The sequence below is a fragment of the Chryseobacterium sp. CCNWLW53 genome (genome assembly GCF_037083525.1).
Lineage (GTDB): Bacteria > Bacteroidota > Bacteroidia > Flavobacteriales > Weeksellaceae > Chryseobacterium > Chryseobacterium lathyri.
Genome location: NZ_JBAOJR010000004.1, coordinates 272,880 through 289,626, shown reverse-complemented (window position 1 = coordinate 289,626; position 16,747 = coordinate 272,880). Strand labels below are relative to the sequence as shown.

The following is a 16,747-nucleotide window of genomic DNA, read 5'->3' as shown; positions in this document are numbered from 1 at the left end:
TCTACCCGCCGACTCTTTTGGTTTTATATCCCATTTCTTTAAGGATATTCATTATTTTATCACGGTTATCGCCCTGAATAATGATCGTTCCATCTTTCTCTGAACCGCCTATTCCTAAGGTGGTTTTTATTTTTTTTGAGATTTTCTTTAAATCTTCCTCACTCCCTTCCCAGCCTTCAACAATCGTTACAGGCTTACCGTTTCTGCCTTTTTTCTCAAATTTACACACCAAAGGTTCCTGCTGCTTAAACTCTTCCTTAGGCATTTCAAAGTCCTTTTCCTCATGTTCAGGGAAAAGGTTCTTTAACTGATCTCTTAAATCCATATAGCAAAATTAAATAATAATTTAGAAAAGTGTGTCAGATCGTAAATAATTTAACACGAAAAAGGAAACCTAAGAAACTGGTAGTAATCAATACAGAGAAAAAGAAGGCTTGGTGACTGAAATACTCGAAGTCACCACAGGCGTTGGATTAGAGTACTGCAGCCAACAGCCGGAATAGAATAGTTAAAAACATTTTGAATAATATATCTGTGTCGTCAGCAAAATTTGCAGGAGATAAAGGAAAATATTCATAGTAGTACTGTTTTACGCCGATGTTTTTAAAATAAATCCTTCAAATTCGTCCATTCATCCGAAATTAGGTAAATTTGTGTAACAAAAAGTTATACGAAATGTCAAAAAAAGCAATATTAGCAATCCTTGACGGATGGGGACTGGGAACAAATCCAGAGGTGTCTGCCTTAGATAAAGCAAACACTCCATTTATAGACAGCTGTTATCAAAAATTTCCACATACAACACTTGAAGCCAGCGGTCTGGCTGTAGGACTTCCTGCAGGACAGATGGGAAATTCTGAAGTAGGACACATGAATTTGGGAGCAGGAAGAGTGGTCTATCAGAATCTTGTAAAACTGAATATGGCCGTTGAGAATGGAACACTGGGACAACAGCAGGTCATTCAGGATGCTTTCGACTACGCTAAAAGAGAAAATAAAAAGCTGCACTTTATTGGATTGGTTTCCAACGGGGGGGTACACTCACATATCAATCACCTAAAAGGTTTGTTGACTGCCGCACATGAATTTGGACTGCACGAAAATGTCTTTGTACATGCCTTTACAGACGGAAGAGATTGTGATCCACATTCTGGGCTTGGGTTTATAGAAGAGCTTCAGAACCATATGGAGGTTACAGTAGGCAAGCTAGCAACGGTGATCGGAAGATATTATGCAATGGACCGTGATAAAAGATGGGAACGTGTAAAACTGGCATACGATGCGATGGTAGAAGGAGTAGGGCTACAGACGACAGATGCTTTGACCGCTATTAAGTCGTCTTATGATAATAATGTGACTGATGAATTCTTAAAGCCTATTATTCTGGTTAAAACAACAGAAACAGGAAACGTAGTTCCGGTAGCCAAAATTATAGATGGTGACGTGGTCATCTGTTTCAATTTCCGTACAGACAGAGGGCGTGAGATCACAGAAGTTCTTACCCAGAAAGATTTCCCTGATTTCTTTATGCGTAAACTCAACCTTCATTATATCACTTTAACCAATTATGATAAAACCTATCAGAATGTACAGGTTGTGTTTGATGAAGAAGTATTGAAGGAAACAATGGGTGAAATTCTTGAAAGAAACGGTAAAACACAGATCAGAATTGCCGAAACAGAAAAATACCCTCACGTAACGTTTTTCTTCTCCGGGGGCAGGGAAGAAGAATTCAACGGAGAAAGAAGACTGCTTTGTCCAAGTCCGAAAGATGTTCCCACTTATGATCTTAAGCCGGAAATGTCTGCTTATGACATTACCAATGCCATTGTGCCCGAATTGGAAAACGGAACAGCGGATTTTGTCTGTTTGAATTTTGCCAATACAGATATGGTAGGTCATACTGGAGTTTTTGAAGCGGCAGTAAAAGCCGCTGAAACAGTAGATAAATGTATTGAGAAAGTAGCAACTACAGCTTATGAGCATGGCTATGCCGTATTTATCCTGGCTGATCACGGAAACTCAGACGTAATGATCAATCCGGACGGTACTCCCAACACACAGCATTCTACGAACCTTGTACCATTTATTGTGATGGATAAAGACCATACATGGAATTTAAAACCCGGGAAACTTGGAGATGTAGCTCCGACTATCTTAAAAGTAATGGGAGTAGAGATTCCGGAAGTAATGACAGGAGATATCTTAGTTAGTTAAAAATTCAATAATATTGTCCGAAAAATGCCGTTATGGTATAGATGGCGGCATTTTTGTATGATTTATATCAGTCATTGTATGAGTTGCATAGGTTATTATGCGACAAATAATAAATAAATCATATCTTTGTAAATTAAAATCCATATAGTAAGATGTATCAAAAGCTTGTCAGAAAAGAAGTAATGGGAATATTGGAAAAGGAAGTAGGTTCTTTTCTGGATAAATTTTTAACGCCAATTGAAAAAATCTGGCAGCCTTCCGATTATCTTCCGGATCCGTCAAGCGCTGATTTTAAATATGACTTAGAAGAAATTCAGACTTTTGCCCGTGAAATGCCTTATGATTTGTTTGTAACTCTGATTGGCGACTGTATCACAGAAGAAGCATTGCCTTCTTATGAATCATGGTTAATGGGAGTAGACGGAATAGATCAGGAGCAGAAAGAAGTGGGCTGGGCCCACTGGATAAGAGCATGGACTGGTGAAGAAAACAGACATGGAGATCTTTTGGGTAAATACCTTTATCTGTGCGGAAGAGTGAATATGAGAGAACTGGAAGTGACCACTCAATATTTAATTAATGACGGTTTCGATTTAGGGACAAGCATGGATCCATACAGAAACTTCGTTTATACAAGCTTTCAGGAAACGGCTACCAATATATCGCACAGAAGAGTGGGTACATTGGCAAAACAGTCAGGAAACGGAAAGTTAGCAAAAATGTGTGGTGTAATTGCTGCAGATGAAGCCAGACACGCAAAAGCATACAAACATTTCGTTGCTAAAATTTTAGAAATAGACCCATCAGAAATGATCCTTGCATTTGAAGATATGATGCGTAAAAAAATCGTAATGCCTGCTCATATGATGAGACAGTCCGGGCAAAAAGCCGGAGAGCTTTGGGGGCATTTCTCAGATGCAGCACAAAGATGTATGGTATATACAGGTCAGGATTATATCAATATTATGAAAGACTTATTGGATGAATGGAAGATAGAGCATGTAAAAGGACTTACTGAACAAGCTGAAAAAGCTCAGGAATACCTGATGAAACTGCCTGCGAGACTTCAGAAAATTACGGACAGAATTTCAACTCCGGATTTACAGTTTCAGTTTAAGTGGGTAAAAGGCTAACTTTACAAACATTAAATTATAAAACTTAAGAGTGCCATCGTTTTCGGCACTCTTTTTATTTCTTATCTTTGCAAAGCTAAAAAAAGACAAAATGTTAAATAACAAGAAAATTGCTGTTGATTTCGACGGAACTATTGTTGATGATGCATACCCGGCAATTGGTAAAGCAAAAATCTTTGCTTTCGAAACATTAAAAAGACTTCAGGCAGAAGGGTACAGGTTAATTCTCTGGACATACAGACACGGAAAGACTTTGGATGAAGCTGTAGAATTTTGCAGAAATAATGGCGTAGAATTTTACGCAGTGAATTCCAGTTTTGAAGGAGAAGTTTTTGATCCTGAAAATCAGTCAAGAAAACTGGATGCAGACTGGTTCATCGATGACAGGAATTTAGGAGGCTTCCCGGGTTGGGGAGAAATCTACAATATTATCCAGGAAAGAATAGAATTCCGTGTAGAAGGAAAAGAAGTTCTGGCCTATTCAAAACTTAAAAAAGAAAAGAAAAAAGGACTTTTCTGGTAACAATTTAAAATAGAAGTTAGAAGCTAGAGATTAGAAATTAGTTTTTTAATGCTACTGCTTCGTTTAAAACTTTATCAGAAAACCGTAGATGTTGGGAAGGCTATCATTTAATCTTACTTTAAAATATACATTAAGTTGTAGTCTAACTTCTAACATCTAATATCTAACATCTATAAAAATGATTCAATTAAAAACAATAGAGGAGCTCCGCCTGATGAAGGAGAGTGCACACCTGGTTTCAAAAACACTGGGAATGCTGGCAAAAGAAATAAAACCTGGAATCAATACTTTATATCTTGATAAGCTGGCTCATGATTTCATTAAAGATCATGGGGCAGAACCTGCTTTTTTAGGATATGGCGGTTTCCCGAATTCTTTATGTATTTCTCCAAACGATCAGGTTGTTCACGGTTTTCCGAATAATGATATTATCAAAGAAGGAGATGTTCTTTCTGTAGACTGTGGGGTTATTCTCAACGGTTTTGTAGGAGATCATGCCTATACATTTGAGATCGGGGAAGTGAAACCTGAGGTTAAAAAACTATTGCAGGTAACCAAAGAATCCCTTTACAAAGGAATTGAGCAGTGCGTAAGAGGAAAAAGAATAGGGGATATTTCCCATGCCATCCAGGCACATTGTGAAAAAGAAGGATATGGGGTGGTGAAAGAACTTGTAGGACATGGTCTTGGAAGAAAAATGCATGAAGATCCTCAGGTTCCGAATTACGGAAGACAGGGAAGCGGAAAAGTCATCAAAGACGGTCTTGCCATTGCTATCGAACCGATGGTGAATCTGGGTACGGAAAAGGTGAAATTCCATAATGATGGCTGGACGGTCACTACTTTGGATAACCTGCCTTCTGCCCATTTTGAGCATGACGTAGCGGTAATTAACGGGAAACCAGTGCTGCTTTCCACATTCAAATATGTTTATGAGGCCCTGGGTATCGTAAGTGATGAAGAAAAGTCTTTCCAATTGGATTTTTAATGAAAAAAGTAACTAAACTTTTACTCAATAAAATACCTCGTCCAATGCTTATTAAAATGAGTATCTGGGCGAGGCCGCTTATTTATCAGTTTTTCAAAGGAGAGGAATTCTATGATCCTATCGACGGAAGATCCTATCGGAAATTCCTTCCTTACGGCTATGGAAAACAACGCGAAAATGCGCTTTCTCCCGGGACGCTGAGTTTGGAAAGACACCGTCAGATGTGGCTCTATCTTCAAAACGAGACCGATTTTTTCATTAAAAACGCCAAAGTTCTGCATATCGCTCCTGAACAGGAATTCCTCAGAAAATTCAAGATGATGAAAAATCTGAATTATATTTCTGCAGATCTTTTTTCCCCCATCGTAGATGTGAAAGCGGATATTCTGGATCTACCTTTTCCTGATGAAAGTTTTGATATTGTTTTCTGTAATCATGTCCTGGAACATATTGAAGACGATGCAAAGGCGATCAGTGAATTGTATAGAGTAATGAAGCCCGGAGGCTGGGGAATTTTTCAGGTTCCCATGAGAAACTCTATGGAAAAGACCTATGAAGATTTTTCAATAAAGGATCCGAAAGAACGTCAGAAACATTTCGGACAGTACGACCATGTCCGCTGGTACGGAATGGATTATTTCGACCGTTTGAGGAAGGCCGGCTTTGAAACTGAACCCAATTTCTATTCCCAGAATTTTTCAGAAGAAGAAATCAAAAAATACGGGCTGAGACAAAATGAGATCTTGCCTGTAGTTTTCAAAAAATAATTACAATAAACCCGTCCTCATGTTGAAGACGGGTTTATTTAAATATAGATAGAAGTTGTTTTCGATCTTAGTGAGAAACAGATTTCAGTCCTACTACAGAACCAATTAAGGTTACGATAAAAAATACCCTCCAGAAGCTCACGGGATCTTTAAAAAAGAAAATTCCCATCAGCGCTGTTCCTACGGCTCCTATCCCTGTCCATACTGCATAAGCTGTCCCAATTGGAAGCGTTTGCGTAGCTTTGATCAGCAGTACCATACTGATTGTCATAGTCACCAGAAAACCGGCATACCAATAGTACATCTCAGATCCGGAAGTTTCTTTGGCTTTACCCAAACAAGATGCAAAAGCAACCTCAAACAATCCGGCGATGATTAAAATAATCCAATTCATTTTTTTAAATTTTCTCTCCTGCAAATTTCCGCATTTGAAAGTAGAAACAATTTTACATTTGTTAAAAAAGGAATTTATTTTATAGGGTCGGGAAGTTTGAAGAGGGAAGTTACTGATACCGAAAGTATGGCTAGAATACTGTCTTTATTAATTTTTGGAACTGATCCTTGTCAAGGTTTTAAACCTTGACAAGGATCAAGGATACTAACTTCCAGCCTCCTTCTTCCATCTTCCTGTCTTTTTATTTTATTTCCGCCCGGATCCTGCTCAGACTTACCTGTGTAATGCCAAGATAAGAGGCAATATGTCCCAGTTGAACTCTTTTTAAAAGATCGGATTTATTCGTCATCAGATCTTTATAACGTTCCAGGGAGGTTTTAAACTGTCTTGAAATAATCAGTTCTTCTGTTTTCACAAGTTCCCTTTCTGCAAATTTCCTTCCCCAGTTAGCGATGTGGATATCTTCATTAAAAAGTTTTCTCAGGCTTTCCGTTTCCAGAATGTACAGATCACAGTCTTCCAGAAGCTCAATACTTTCATAGCCGGGTCTGTCTTCTACATAACTTTTCATGGAAACTATCGTTTCTCCTTCGCTTCCGAACCAGAATGTAATATCATTCTCAGCAGTAGAAGCATAAGCACGTACAATACCTTTCCTGATAAAATAGATATGCGGGATAATTTTATCTGCTTCCATAAGGCAGAAATATTTGGGGTGTGATACTTCTTGAATATGCTGTTTCAAAGCATTTTTAGAAGCTTCTGGCAAAACATAAATACGGTCAAGGATCTGATCTATATCCATGAATTTTAATTGTTTTTTGAAATTTTCTTCTCTATGTTCTTAACTTCTGTTAATGCGGAATGGGCAAAATCTTTCCATTTGTTTTGATGTTCAGCCGGTATCTGAACCCATCCGTTCATCTTTTTCCCTTCAGAAGGTTCAAAAATAGAAGTTCCATTTAAACCTAAAGCTTCTTCTAAGACTGATCCACTGAGTTTTATCGCAATACTTCCATTTTTTGATAATAAGAATGCTTTACCATTAGGAGCTTTCAGGCAAAGAGCGCCAAACATTTTTCCCTGCTGGGCCTCCGGAATTTCTGCCGCTAATTCTGCAAAATGTTTTTCTGCTTCAGCCATAGATGAATTTTGCTATAAATATATTACTTTTTCAAAGGCTGCACGTACTTTTCATGGAAACCAAACCCAATTAAATTTTGTTTTCACTAACTTTGCAGCCCGGTTCAATCTTGAGCCTAAAAAATATTATATGCACAAAGCAGGATTCGTAAATATAGTCGGAAAGCCCAATGCGGGAAAATCTACCTTATTAAACCAGTTAATGGGGGAAAAATTGGCTATCGTAACACAAAAGGCACAGACAACACGCCACAGGATTTTTGGAATTTATAATGAGGAGGATTTACAGATCGTATTTTCAGATACTCCCGGAGTTTTAGACGCCAAGTATGGTCTTCAGGAAAAAATGATGGATTTTGTAAAGGATTCTTTACAGGATGCCGATGTATTTCTGTTCATTGTAGATGTTACAGATAAGGCCGAACCTTCAGAATTCTTAATTGATAAACTTAATAAGATTCCGGTTCCGGTATTGCTTCTGCTGAACAAAGTAGACCAGACTACCCAGGAAGGACTTGAAAAACTGGTAGAAGAATGGCACAACAGGATTCCTAAAGCTGAGATTCTTCCTATCTCTGCCCTTAATGCCTTCAATACAGATATCATTCTTCCGAAATTAAGATCTCTGTTGCCGGAAAACCCTCCATATTATGACAAAGAGCAGTACACCGATAAGCCGGAAAGATTTTTTGTCAACGAGGCGATCCGTGAAAAAATCCTTTTAAACTATGAGAAAGAAATTCCTTATTCTGTAGAAGTAGTGACCGAGCAGTTTAAAGAAAAAGAAGGTATTATTTTCATCGATTCTATTATTTATGTGGAAAGAGATACCCAGAAGGGAATTATCATTGGGCATAAGGGAGAAGCTATCAAAAAAGTAGGAACTGAAGCCAGATTGGATCTGGAAAAATTCTTTTCCAAGAAAATTCACCTGAATCTTTTTGTAAAAGTGAAAAAGGACTGGCGTAAAAACGACAGGGATTTGAAAAATTTCGGATACAGATAAACTAAAAATGCCCGGAATTCCGTTCTATTAAAAGATTTTTATTAACTTTAATCTAAATTTTTAGTAAATGAACTATTTTAACTCAAATTCCAGCTCAGTACCTAAAGATATTATTTTATTAGTAGTAAGAGTATTTGTTGGTTTTGCCATGCTATCTCACGGGTTTCCGAAACTTCAGATGCTGCTTGAAGGCGGCAAAATTGAATTTTTCGACTTTATAGGGTTAGGCCCTACAGTGACCCTGGTTCTTGCGGTTATTGCTGAATTTGTTTGTTCAATACTTCTTATATTAGGTCTTTTTACAAGGATTTCTTTAGGATTTCTGATCTTTACAATGGTCATTGCTGCTTTTGTGGTTCATGGAGGAGATCCTTTTGAGAAAAAAGAAATGAGTCTGATCTATTTGTCTGTTTATCTGCTTCTCATGGTTTTTGGTGCAGGAAAAGTATCGGTAGATCATATGATAGAAAAAAGAAAAAGAGCTTCGGATTGGTAGCCCGGTTCAGATAAAAGATAAAAGAGCATTAGAAATAGTGCTCTTTTTTATTTTGATGTCAATGGAACTGTTTGTTACTTCCAGTAATATGTTTCTCATAAAGCAATTAGTTGTATCCTAAAAATCACTAATTTCGTGGAAAACGAATTTATATGAAGATAAAACTGACCATTTGCCTTCTGGCATTTCTCAATTTCTATGATGCACAGGAGAATATTACTTATCAAAAACCATCTGCTGAAATTCTAAAGCTTGCAGATTATGAAAGACCGCCAAGCGTCCTGATGAACAGCAAAAAAGACTGGGTGGTTTTCACTTACCGTCCGACCTATAAAACACTGGAAGACCTTAATCAGCAGGAAATGAAACTTGCCGGTTTAAGAATTAATCCGGTTACTAATATTTCAAGCAGTGTCACTTACTCCGATAATCTGAAGATCAGAAAGATTAATGATAAAAGCGAGGTTCAGGTGAAGAACCTACCTTCCAATGCTAAAATCACTTATATTTCATTTTCGCCGGACGAAAAAACACTGGCATTTACCAACACAACCAATAAGGGAGTTGAGCTTTGGTCCGTAGATATGGAAACTGCTACTGCCAAAAAAATTACTGGTGATAATCTTAATGCTAACTTAGGAACGCCCTATACATGGTACAATGATTCCAAAAGTCTTCTGATCAGGACCCTTCCCCAGAACAGACCAGCTCTGATAGATGCCAGCAAAGATCTTCCAACCGGACCTATCGTTTCTACAGCTGACGGTAAAGTGTCGCAAAACAGAACCTATCAGGATCTTTTAAAAAATCCTCAGGATGAAAAAAACTTTGAGGTTCTTACCGCTTCAGAAATTTATAGTGTAGACCTGAATGGAACCCTTAAAAAAGTAAAAGACCAGGATATGTATTCCGGTTTAAGCTTTTCTCCGGACGGAAATTATTTGATGGCTACGGTGATCAAAAAACCCTTTTCATACATTGTTCCTTTGAGCAGGTTTCCAATGATAACTACGGTGTATGATATGAAGGGAAATGCAGTAAAAATAGTAAATGATGTTCCTTTGAACGAAATAATGCCAAAAGGATTTTCGTCTGTAAGAACAGGAAAAAGAAGTATGGGCTGGAGAAATGATGCACCGGCAACTTTAGTATTTGCTGAAGCATTGGATGGAGGTGACCAGTCTAAATCTGCAGAGTACAGGGATGAGATCTTTACATGGGAAGCACCTTTTACTACTGCTCCAAAATCATTCTTTAAAACAAAACAGAGATATGAAGGCGTAAGCTGGACCAACGATCACTATGCGATAGTTTCTGAAGGCTGGTATGATACAAGAAATACAAAATCTTTCCTTGTGGATCTTAATAACGGCGAATCAAAAGTGATTGATGACAGAAATTACCAGGATGTTTACAGTGATCCTGGGAACTTTAGTACTACAAAAAATCAATACGGGAGATATGTTATTGATATGAAAGGAGGAAAAACCTATCTGATCGGAGACGGATTTACCAAAGACGGACAGCATCCTTTCATCGATGAAATGGATGTAAAGTCGCTAAAAAAGAAAAGATTATATACATCTAACGTTAAGAATGGTAAGGAAGAGATCATAGATATCCTAAATCCTTCAAAAGGTGAAATTCTGACAACCCAGCAGTCCCCAAGCCTGTACCCGAATTATTTTAAAAAGAATATTAAAACCAATAAAGCAGAAGCAGTAACTCAATTTGCAAATCCTTTTGAAAGTATTAAAGACGTTTATAAAGAGGTAATTACATACAAAAGAAATGACGGAGTTACTTTAACGGGAACTCTTTACCTGCCTGCCAATTACGACAGAAAAGCTAAAAAAGAAAAACTTCCTTTACTGATCTGGGCCTATCCTACTGAATACAAGGATAAAAATACAGCAGGGCAGAATACCCAGAACCCGAACGACTTTACGTTTCCATATTACGGATCTTTCGTGTACTGGACTACAAAAGGCTATGCTGTACTGGATGATGCTGCTTTCCCGATTATTGGAGAAGGTAAGACGGAACCAAATGATACTTTCATTCCACAGTTGGTAGCAAATGGAAGAGCAGCTATAGATGCTGTAGACAAGTTAGGCTATATTGATAGAACTAAAGTTGCTGTTGGAGGTCATTCATATGGTGCATTTATGACGGCTAATCTTTTAACCCATTCTAAGGACTATGCCTGTGGTATTGCAAGAAGTGGAGCTTATAACAGAACGCTGACTCCGTTTGGATTCCAGAGCGAGCAGAGAAATTACTGGGATGTTCCGGAAATTTATAACACAATGTCGCCATTCATGAATGCTGATAAAATGAAAACACCAATGCTTTTAATTCATGGTGATGCCGACAATAACCCGGGAACCTTTACTTTGCAGACGGAAAGATATTTCCAGGCTCTGAAAAATTTGGGAGCTCCTGTAAAAATGGTCCTTCTTCCAAAAGAAGCACATGGTTATGTGGCTAAAGAAAATATTCTACACCTTTTATGGGAACAGGATCAGTTCCTTGAGAAGTGTCTGAAAAAATAAAATAGTTAAAAAAAGCCCGTTCATTATTTAAAACGGGCTTTTTTTTTATAAATACTTCAGTACTTCATCAATACTTGTCAGTTCCATGAAGTTATCATGTTCCAGATGATGTTCATGCTGCTCATGGCTCCAGGTCACATGATAAGGAATGTGTGCTGCAAAGCCTCCGATCTCCAGTACTGGAAGAACATCTGATTTTATAGAATTCCCGAGCATTAAAAATTGCTCTGGTTTACAGTCCAGATGTTTCAACAGCTTTTGATAGTCACTTTCCTTTTTGTCACTCATAATTTCTATATGGTGAAAATAGTCTTGCAGTCCGGAGTTTTTAAGCTTTCGTTCCTGATCCAACAGATCTCCTTTTGTGGCCACAACCAGCCTGTATTTTCCTTTTAATGCATCTAATGTTTGGGTAACACCTTCCAGTAATTCTATAGGTTTCTGCAGGAGTTCCTGACCAATTTCAATGGTTCTGTCAATCAGCTGCATCGATGCTGTACCGTCTGAAACTCTGCTCACGGTTTCTATCATACAAAGCATAAATCCTTTTACCCCGTAGCCATACAGATGAAGATTTTTCATTTCAGTTTTAAATAATTCCTGAGAGACAGAATGCTGTGGCAGATAATCTTCAAGAAGCACACAGAATTCTTCTTCTGCTTCCTGAAAATAAGGTTCATTGATCCACAGTGTATCATCTGCATCAAAAGCGATGGTTGTTATATGATTATTCATTTTACTTTTGTATTTTTCTCGTGACAAAATTCAATATAAAAATTCAAACAGAAAAGGACATTTGTCCCGGATAAAATATGTTACGGACCAATCAGCTATTTTTAAATTATCTGGAAGATCTATACAAAAAACAGGAACGAAAAGAAGATATTGTGATAAGATCTTTTTCCAAAGGTGATAGAATATTCACGCAAAACGAAGAACCCTCTAAAGTAATGCTGATCAAAGAGGGAATTACCAAATGTTTTTTCGTTGAAGAAAACGACAAGGAATATATTGTTGAATTTCTGGGAAAAGGTGAGATCATCGGGGAAATAGAGCTGATCCGAAATATTTCCTGCCTCTGCAGTATTGAAGCAGTCACAGACGTTACTGTGTATGCTGTAGCTATACCGTATTTCAGGACTTTGATTAAAACTGACCTCTCACTGAATAATCTGCTGCTGGACGTATTTGCCGAACGCATTGTCAATACATCCAAAAGAGCCTCTTATCAGCAGTTGTACGCGGCTGAACATACTTTGTCCCAGCTTCTTGAACTGCAGAAACATGAAGAAATTGAGATTTCAAAAGAGGATATGGCTGCTTACCTGGGAATTACAGTAAGAAGTCTGAACCGGACTTTGAAGAATTTAGGGAAATAAACAAGTTAAGGATAGAGGATGGGAGAGGGAAGTTATTGAGTGCGAAAAGACAACCAGTATGTTTTCATAGGAGAACAATTAGATTACTTTTTTACTGTAAAAATATCGAGCAATAGCCTTGTCAAGGTTCAAAACCTTGACAAGGCTATCCGGAAGACTAATAGTAACCATCTTTCATCCTTCCCATTAATTACAATTATTGATTGAATTTCTGCTCATAAAAATATTATCCTCCGTATTTTTGCACAGATAAAACCGGAATTTATAAAATGGGAGAACTGCAATTCAGAAATGCTGACCTGAAAGATTTAGAAAGAATTGTTGAGATATACAATTCTACCATTCTGTCAAGAATGGTGACTGCCGATACTGAAAACGTTACTGTAGAAAGCAGGAAAAAATGGTTTGATGAACATAATCCTGAAACAAGACCACTTTGGATCATTGAGAATAATGATCATGAAACGGTAGGATGGGTAAGTTTTTCTTCATTTTATGGAAGGCCTGCATACAATGGAACCGTTGAAATGAGTATTTACCTCGATGAATCCTGCAGAGGAAAAGGTTTTGGGAAAAAAGTAATGGAATACTGTATTGATAAGGCTCCAAGTTTAGGGATAAAAACACTTCTTGGATTTATCTTCTCACATAATGAAGCTAGCTTAAAACTTTTCAGGAATTTTGGATTTGAAGATTGGGGAATGTTTCCTGATGTGGCCATTTTGGATGGAATAGAAAGGAGCCTGACGATTTTAGGGAAAAAGGTGAATTAAATCTCTTTATGTACAGAGTAGGGTGAATCCCTTTTAACTTCTAAAGGAAAATACAGATGAAAAATACAAGCTTTAAAGAATTTGTGGAAGGGGTACAAAGTTTAGTTATATGGAGGATTATAATTTAAGTTTGTAGAGTTCTTATTCTTGGATAAAAAATTGCTGAAACGTTAAGCAGGTACCATACTAGCAGTACGCATGCAGTCTCATTTTTGTATATTTCAGGCTATTGTTCTGTCAGGAAAATGTAGCCATTATCCATCCTGTATCTTTCCCCATCCGCTCTGCATGTGAATGGATAAAGTCGGGCCAGGGTAATGGCTACATAGCATATGATCTTTTGAATTATATTCTTCTGGTTAAGATTAAATTTGTAAAATATTAACTATCAGTCCTAGAAATATTTAATTTCTACTCTGTCCATTGTCTCACCTTTTCCATTGGGTGGCACAGCAAATCCACCAGGTTCATATCGTTCTGTTCCGCTTTTATAGTACCAATTATTTAACCCACTGATCATTTGTTTTATGTAATAAATAAATTCCTCTGTCTCCTTTTGATATGGACTGAAATCCGGTAGGTGATTTGATAATGTTACAAATTCATTTACAAGTTCATCATGAATCCTCATTCCTTCTTTGCAGGCTTCATCAAAAGAAATTTTATTGTGATGCTGTAATAATTTGATGATATTGAAAATCTCTGATTCTATGGCGAGCTCTTTGCCAATAGTTGCAAAATCGTTCTGAAGAGCAACAATGATTGACTGTAGCATAATAATACGCTGTATAACGGTATGATTATAAATGTAATCAGGTAAAGCAAAACCAGTTGAAGGGCAAATTAAATCAACAAATGGAATCATTCCTATGGAATTTGCACGGATTAAATGAAAAAGAGGAATAGAAGGAATATCTTTACTGATTTTATATGGTGATTCTTCCATAATTCCATCAGTAACGAAACGGTATTTATAATTCTTAGCGATCCGCTCAAGCCAGAAGTCTGGCATCCCAAGCGCAATCCATTCCTTTCTGTTTTTTTGCATTTGACGGAACATGCCTATTTCCCCCGGTTTTGGATCATCTCCCATCATCACCTCAAAAATACGGTCTCTGATTGCTGCAATTTCCTTTACGGGCAAAAGTTCAACATAATCATCAGTCACTGTCATATAAATAGCAAAACGCGTTGCATGGAGAATTCTGTCCTTTTCGGTAGCTGCAGGTACCATAAAGGGGCCTACATCAACTAACCGCATTTTTCTGTACCGGGTCATTGCCTCTTTTGATAAGAATTGATAATCCTGGTCATACCAACTGGTTTCTTCTTCATAGAAAGTTCCAGCGAAAGGGCTTGAGAGGGTTTCCCAAGGGTATACTGGCTTGGGCACATTAAATTGATTCATAATATATGGTTTTAGTTTAAAATGAAAAAAAATTGTATTTATACTCAATATGTGATTATCTTCTAAGTTGTTATGCTCCACAAATTCTTTCAGGTGTTCATTGTAGAAGTAAATCTTCAAGACAGGCTTCTTTCAGATGTTCATGCTGGATTACCTTAAGATATTGTAATGCATACTGTCTGGTTACCTCGTTTTGATTACCGATTGTACTTCATTGAAAAAAATAACCAGGTTGGGGATTTTTTAATGCTGGAAAAGGATATTGAAATTATTTGTAAAGCAGCTCAAGTGTGTTGAAATTTTCATATTCATATTGTGATGTTTTTTGGTTTAGTTTTGAATACTAAAATAAGAATTTATTATTCGTAATAAAATTTTATTTTAAAATATTCAATATTTATCAAATATAATTTCGTAAATGATGTGATTGTAGGTTAATTAATATTGATGATTTTTTCCAATATTTTCTTATTCTTGGATAAAAAAACTGCGCGAAGTCGAAGACTTCGCGCAGTTTTTTTAGCAGATTTTCTTATTTATTTAAGAATTCTGCTTAATTCTCTTCGCAGACATGTTTAAAAACCGCTTCACCAGGAAAACTGCAGAAACTGTGAGGCCCAGCCCTAGAGCGATCCACATTCCGAATGCCCCCATTTTTAAAGTGACACATAAGAAATACCCTAAAGGAATGGTAATCACCCAATAAGCGATAAAAGTATAGATCGATGGGATCTTTACATCCTGAAGTCCTCTGAGCATCCCCAAAGCCGTTACCTGAACGCCGTCCGAAAGCTGGAATAAAGCAGCGATAATCATTAATTTTGAAGCCAGCATAATCACTTCAACTTCCTCTTTTTTGGTAAAGAAAGTCGGTAAAATATTTCTTCCCAAAATGAAGATCATTCCGCAGATACACATGAAAATAAAGGCTATTTTCAGGTTGTTGATCCCGACCTTTCTTAATTCAACAAAGTTCTGCTCACCCAATTTTCTTCCGATCATGACCGTTGAAGCCACACTGAATCCTACGCAAAGGTTGAAGGTAAATGAAGCCATACTTAGGGCGATCTGGTGAGAAGCAATATCGTGAGCCGAAATTAGACCACAAATAAATGCAGCACCTGCGAAAGCCGTAACTTCAAAGAACATCTGTAAAGCGGTAGGCAGCCCCAGTTTTACCATCTTATCAAACATATTTCTGGAGAAAACCTGTATTTTTAAAGAGAAATCTTTGATATAACGTCTTGTTTTTTTCTCTTTAACCAATACCACATACAGGAATACCACCATAAATATTCTGGAGATTAATGTTGCTAAGGCGGAACCTTTTACTCCCATTTCAGGGAAGATCCAAAGTCCTTTGATGAAAACATAGTTCAGGGCAATATTGATGATATTGGCAATGATCGTAGCCTTGGTAACGCCTATGGTATAGGATAATCCTTCAGAAACTTCACGAAGCGTCTGAAAAGCCATAAACGGGATCATGCTGATCGCCATAATACCCAGGAAATCTACCGTATTCGGAATAATCTTCTCCGGCTGCCCGGAATGATAGAGTAGCGGCATCCCTAAAAGCAGAATAGCCATTAAAATAATCCCCACAGACATATTGATCACAAATCCGTGACTGAATACGGAATTAATAGTTCCGTGATCCCCCTTAGAGTGTGCTTCAGAAACCAGAGGAGGAATAGCAAATGAAAATCCCAGTGCCAGCACAAACACCGAGAAAAATACAGCATTCCCCAATGAAACGGAAGCCAGTGCATCAGCACCTAAAAGTTTCCCGACAATGATATTGTCGAACAGATTCACCGAGACCTGTCCAACCTGCGTAAGCATGACAGGAAGAGCCAGGGTAAGGCATTCTTTCGTATAGTTTTTGTTCAAAAAGTTCATAATAGTTTATGATTCATATAGTTTAATATTTAAAAGTAGGGCAAAAAAAAATTTGCAGTAAGG

The 16,747-nt window shown here is 37.4% G+C and carries 17 protein-coding genes; 10 read left to right on the top strand and 7 right to left on the bottom strand.

Going from position 1 to position 16,747, the window contains the following annotated elements; all coding sequences use genetic code 11:
* Position 1: 1 nt before the first annotated feature.
* A complete protein-coding gene (locus V6R96_RS14535; protein WP_111953039.1) occupies positions 2-325 on the bottom strand; it encodes a translation initiation factor in 324 nt (107 codons plus the stop codon).
* Between the two features lie 350 nt (positions 326-675).
* Between V6R96_RS14535 and gpmI the strand changes: the two genes are divergently transcribed.
* From gpmI to V6R96_RS14510, 5 genes are all read left to right on the top strand, one after another.
* Positions 676-2,217: a 2,3-bisphosphoglycerate-independent phosphoglycerate mutase gene (gene gpmI / locus V6R96_RS14530; RefSeq protein ID WP_336379361.1), complete on the top strand. Its 1,542-nt coding sequence runs from the start codon at positions 676-678 to the stop codon at positions 2,215-2,217.
* A gap of 152 nt (positions 2,218-2,369) precedes the next feature.
* Positions 2,370-3,350 (top strand): acyl-ACP desaturase, encoded by a 981-nt coding sequence (locus V6R96_RS14525; RefSeq protein ID WP_111953051.1) that lies wholly within the window; start codon positions 2,370-2,372, stop codon positions 3,348-3,350.
* A 91-nt stretch (positions 3,351-3,441) separates the two neighbouring features.
* Positions 3,442-3,873: a BT0820 family HAD-type phosphatase gene (locus tag V6R96_RS14520; RefSeq protein WP_111953053.1), complete on the top strand. Its 432-nt coding sequence runs from the start codon at positions 3,442-3,444 to the stop codon at positions 3,871-3,873.
* Positions 3,874-4,051: 178 nt separating this feature from the next.
* The gene (gene map, locus V6R96_RS14515; RefSeq protein WP_336379362.1) at positions 4,052-4,861 is read left to right on the top strand and encodes a type I methionyl aminopeptidase; all 810 of its coding nucleotides are present in this window, start codon (positions 4,052-4,054) and stop codon (positions 4,859-4,861) included.
* Entirely contained in the window at positions 4,861-5,628 is a 768-nt protein-coding gene (locus V6R96_RS14510; protein ID WP_223559664.1) for a class I SAM-dependent methyltransferase, read from the top strand. The genes map and V6R96_RS14510 overlap by 1 nt, the downstream gene beginning before the upstream one ends.
* Positions 5,629-5,695: 67 nt before the next feature.
* Here V6R96_RS14510 and V6R96_RS14505 read toward each other — a convergent pair whose 3' ends face one another.
* From V6R96_RS14505 to V6R96_RS14495, 3 genes are all read right to left on the bottom strand, one after another.
* Positions 5,696-6,022 carry a multidrug efflux SMR transporter gene (locus V6R96_RS14505; protein WP_111953059.1) on the bottom strand — a complete coding sequence of 109 codons (327 nt, stop codon included), beginning with the start codon at positions 6,020-6,022 and terminating at the stop codon, positions 5,696-5,698.
* Positions 6,023-6,263: 241 nt separating this feature from the next.
* Positions 6,264-6,827 (bottom strand): Crp/Fnr family transcriptional regulator, encoded by a 564-nt coding sequence (locus V6R96_RS14500; RefSeq protein ID WP_223559663.1) that lies wholly within the window; start codon positions 6,825-6,827, stop codon positions 6,264-6,266.
* 5 nt (positions 6,828-6,832) lie between these two features.
* Positions 6,833-7,165: a hypothetical protein gene (locus V6R96_RS14495; RefSeq protein WP_336379363.1), complete on the bottom strand. Its 333-nt coding sequence runs from the start codon at positions 7,163-7,165 to the stop codon at positions 6,833-6,835.
* A 130-nt stretch (positions 7,166-7,295) separates the two neighbouring features.
* Between V6R96_RS14495 and era the strand changes: the two genes are divergently transcribed.
* The 3 genes from era to V6R96_RS14480 all read left to right on the top strand — a co-directional run bounded on the left by era (position 7,296) and on the right by V6R96_RS14480 (position 11,222).
* Positions 7,296-8,171 carry a GTPase Era gene (gene era / locus V6R96_RS14490; RefSeq protein WP_223559662.1) on the top strand — a complete coding sequence of 292 codons (876 nt, stop codon included), beginning with the start codon at positions 7,296-7,298 and terminating at the stop codon, positions 8,169-8,171.
* Positions 8,172-8,238: 67 nt separating this feature from the next.
* Positions 8,239-8,667, top strand: a complete 429-nt coding sequence (locus V6R96_RS14485) for a DoxX family protein (protein WP_111953067.1) — start codon at positions 8,239-8,241, stop codon at positions 8,665-8,667.
* Between the two features lie 152 nt (positions 8,668-8,819).
* The gene (locus V6R96_RS14480) at positions 8,820-11,222 is read left to right on the top strand and encodes a prolyl oligopeptidase family serine peptidase (protein WP_336379364.1); all 2,403 of its coding nucleotides are present in this window, start codon (positions 8,820-8,822) and stop codon (positions 11,220-11,222) included.
* Between the two features lie 45 nt (positions 11,223-11,267).
* Here V6R96_RS14480 and V6R96_RS14475 read toward each other — a convergent pair whose 3' ends face one another.
* The gene (locus V6R96_RS14475) at positions 11,268-11,957 is read right to left on the bottom strand and encodes an HAD family hydrolase (RefSeq protein ID WP_223559659.1); all 690 of its coding nucleotides are present in this window, start codon (positions 11,955-11,957) and stop codon (positions 11,268-11,270) included.
* A gap of 77 nt (positions 11,958-12,034) precedes the next feature.
* Between V6R96_RS14475 and V6R96_RS14470 the strand changes: the two genes are divergently transcribed.
* Positions 12,035-12,601 carry a Crp/Fnr family transcriptional regulator gene (locus V6R96_RS14470; RefSeq protein ID WP_111953073.1) on the top strand — a complete coding sequence of 189 codons (567 nt, stop codon included), beginning with the start codon at positions 12,035-12,037 and terminating at the stop codon, positions 12,599-12,601.
* Between the two features lie 269 nt (positions 12,602-12,870).
* On the top strand, positions 12,871-13,374 hold the full coding sequence (locus V6R96_RS14465; RefSeq protein ID WP_336379365.1) for an N-acetyltransferase family protein: 504 nt from the start codon (positions 12,871-12,873) through the stop codon (positions 13,372-13,374).
* A 394-nt stretch (positions 13,375-13,768) separates the two neighbouring features.
* Here V6R96_RS14465 and V6R96_RS14460 read toward each other — a convergent pair whose 3' ends face one another.
* On the bottom strand, positions 13,769-14,782 hold the full coding sequence (locus V6R96_RS14460; RefSeq protein WP_336379366.1) for a terpene synthase family protein: 1,014 nt from the start codon (positions 14,780-14,782) through the stop codon (positions 13,769-13,771).
* Positions 14,783-15,322: 540 nt separating this feature from the next.
* The gene (locus tag V6R96_RS14455; RefSeq protein ID WP_336379367.1) at positions 15,323-16,684 is read right to left on the bottom strand and encodes an MATE family efflux transporter; all 1,362 of its coding nucleotides are present in this window, start codon (positions 16,682-16,684) and stop codon (positions 15,323-15,325) included.
* Positions 16,685-16,747: the final 63 nt, after the last annotated feature.

Excerpts from the sequence above, each read along its gene's own strand:
- V6R96_RS14535 (WP_111953039.1), bottom strand. The coding sequence starts at position 325 with ATGGATTTAAGAGATCAGTTAAAGAACCTTTTCCCTGAACATGAGGAA.
- gpmI (WP_336379361.1), top strand. The coding sequence starts at position 676 with ATGTCAAAAAAAGCAATATTAGCAATCCTTGACGGATGGGGACTGGGA.
- V6R96_RS14525 (WP_111953051.1), top strand. The coding sequence starts at position 2,370 with ATGTATCAAAAGCTTGTCAGAAAAGAAGTAATGGGAATATTGGAAAAG.
- V6R96_RS14520 (WP_111953053.1), top strand. The coding sequence starts at position 3,442 with ATGTTAAATAACAAGAAAATTGCTGTTGATTTCGACGGAACTATTGTT.
- map (WP_336379362.1), top strand. The coding sequence starts at position 4,052 with ATGATTCAATTAAAAACAATAGAGGAGCTCCGCCTGATGAAGGAGAGT.
- V6R96_RS14510 (WP_223559664.1), top strand. The coding sequence starts at position 4,861 with ATGAAAAAAGTAACTAAACTTTTACTCAATAAAATACCTCGTCCAATG.
- V6R96_RS14505 (WP_111953059.1), bottom strand. The coding sequence starts at position 6,022 with ATGAATTGGATTATTTTAATCATCGCCGGATTGTTTGAGGTTGCTTTT.
- V6R96_RS14500 (WP_223559663.1), bottom strand. The coding sequence starts at position 6,827 with ATGGATATAGATCAGATCCTTGACCGTATTTATGTTTTGCCAGAAGCT.
- V6R96_RS14495 (WP_336379363.1), bottom strand. The coding sequence starts at position 7,165 with ATGGCTGAAGCAGAAAAACATTTTGCAGAATTAGCGGCAGAAATTCCG.
- era (WP_223559662.1), top strand. The coding sequence starts at position 7,296 with ATGCACAAAGCAGGATTCGTAAATATAGTCGGAAAGCCCAATGCGGGA.
- V6R96_RS14485 (WP_111953067.1), top strand. The coding sequence starts at position 8,239 with ATGAACTATTTTAACTCAAATTCCAGCTCAGTACCTAAAGATATTATT.
- V6R96_RS14480 (WP_336379364.1), top strand. The coding sequence starts at position 8,820 with ATGAAGATAAAACTGACCATTTGCCTTCTGGCATTTCTCAATTTCTAT.
- V6R96_RS14475 (WP_223559659.1), bottom strand. The coding sequence starts at position 11,957 with ATGAATAATCATATAACAACCATCGCTTTTGATGCAGATGATACACTG.
- V6R96_RS14470 (WP_111953073.1), top strand. The coding sequence starts at position 12,035 with ATGTTACGGACCAATCAGCTATTTTTAAATTATCTGGAAGATCTATAC.
- V6R96_RS14465 (WP_336379365.1), top strand. The coding sequence starts at position 12,871 with ATGGGAGAACTGCAATTCAGAAATGCTGACCTGAAAGATTTAGAAAGA.
- V6R96_RS14460 (WP_336379366.1), bottom strand. The coding sequence starts at position 14,782 with ATGAATCAATTTAATGTGCCCAAGCCAGTATACCCTTGGGAAACCCTC.
- V6R96_RS14455 (WP_336379367.1), bottom strand. The coding sequence starts at position 16,684 with ATGAACTTTTTGAACAAAAACTATACGAAAGAATGCCTTACCCTGGCT.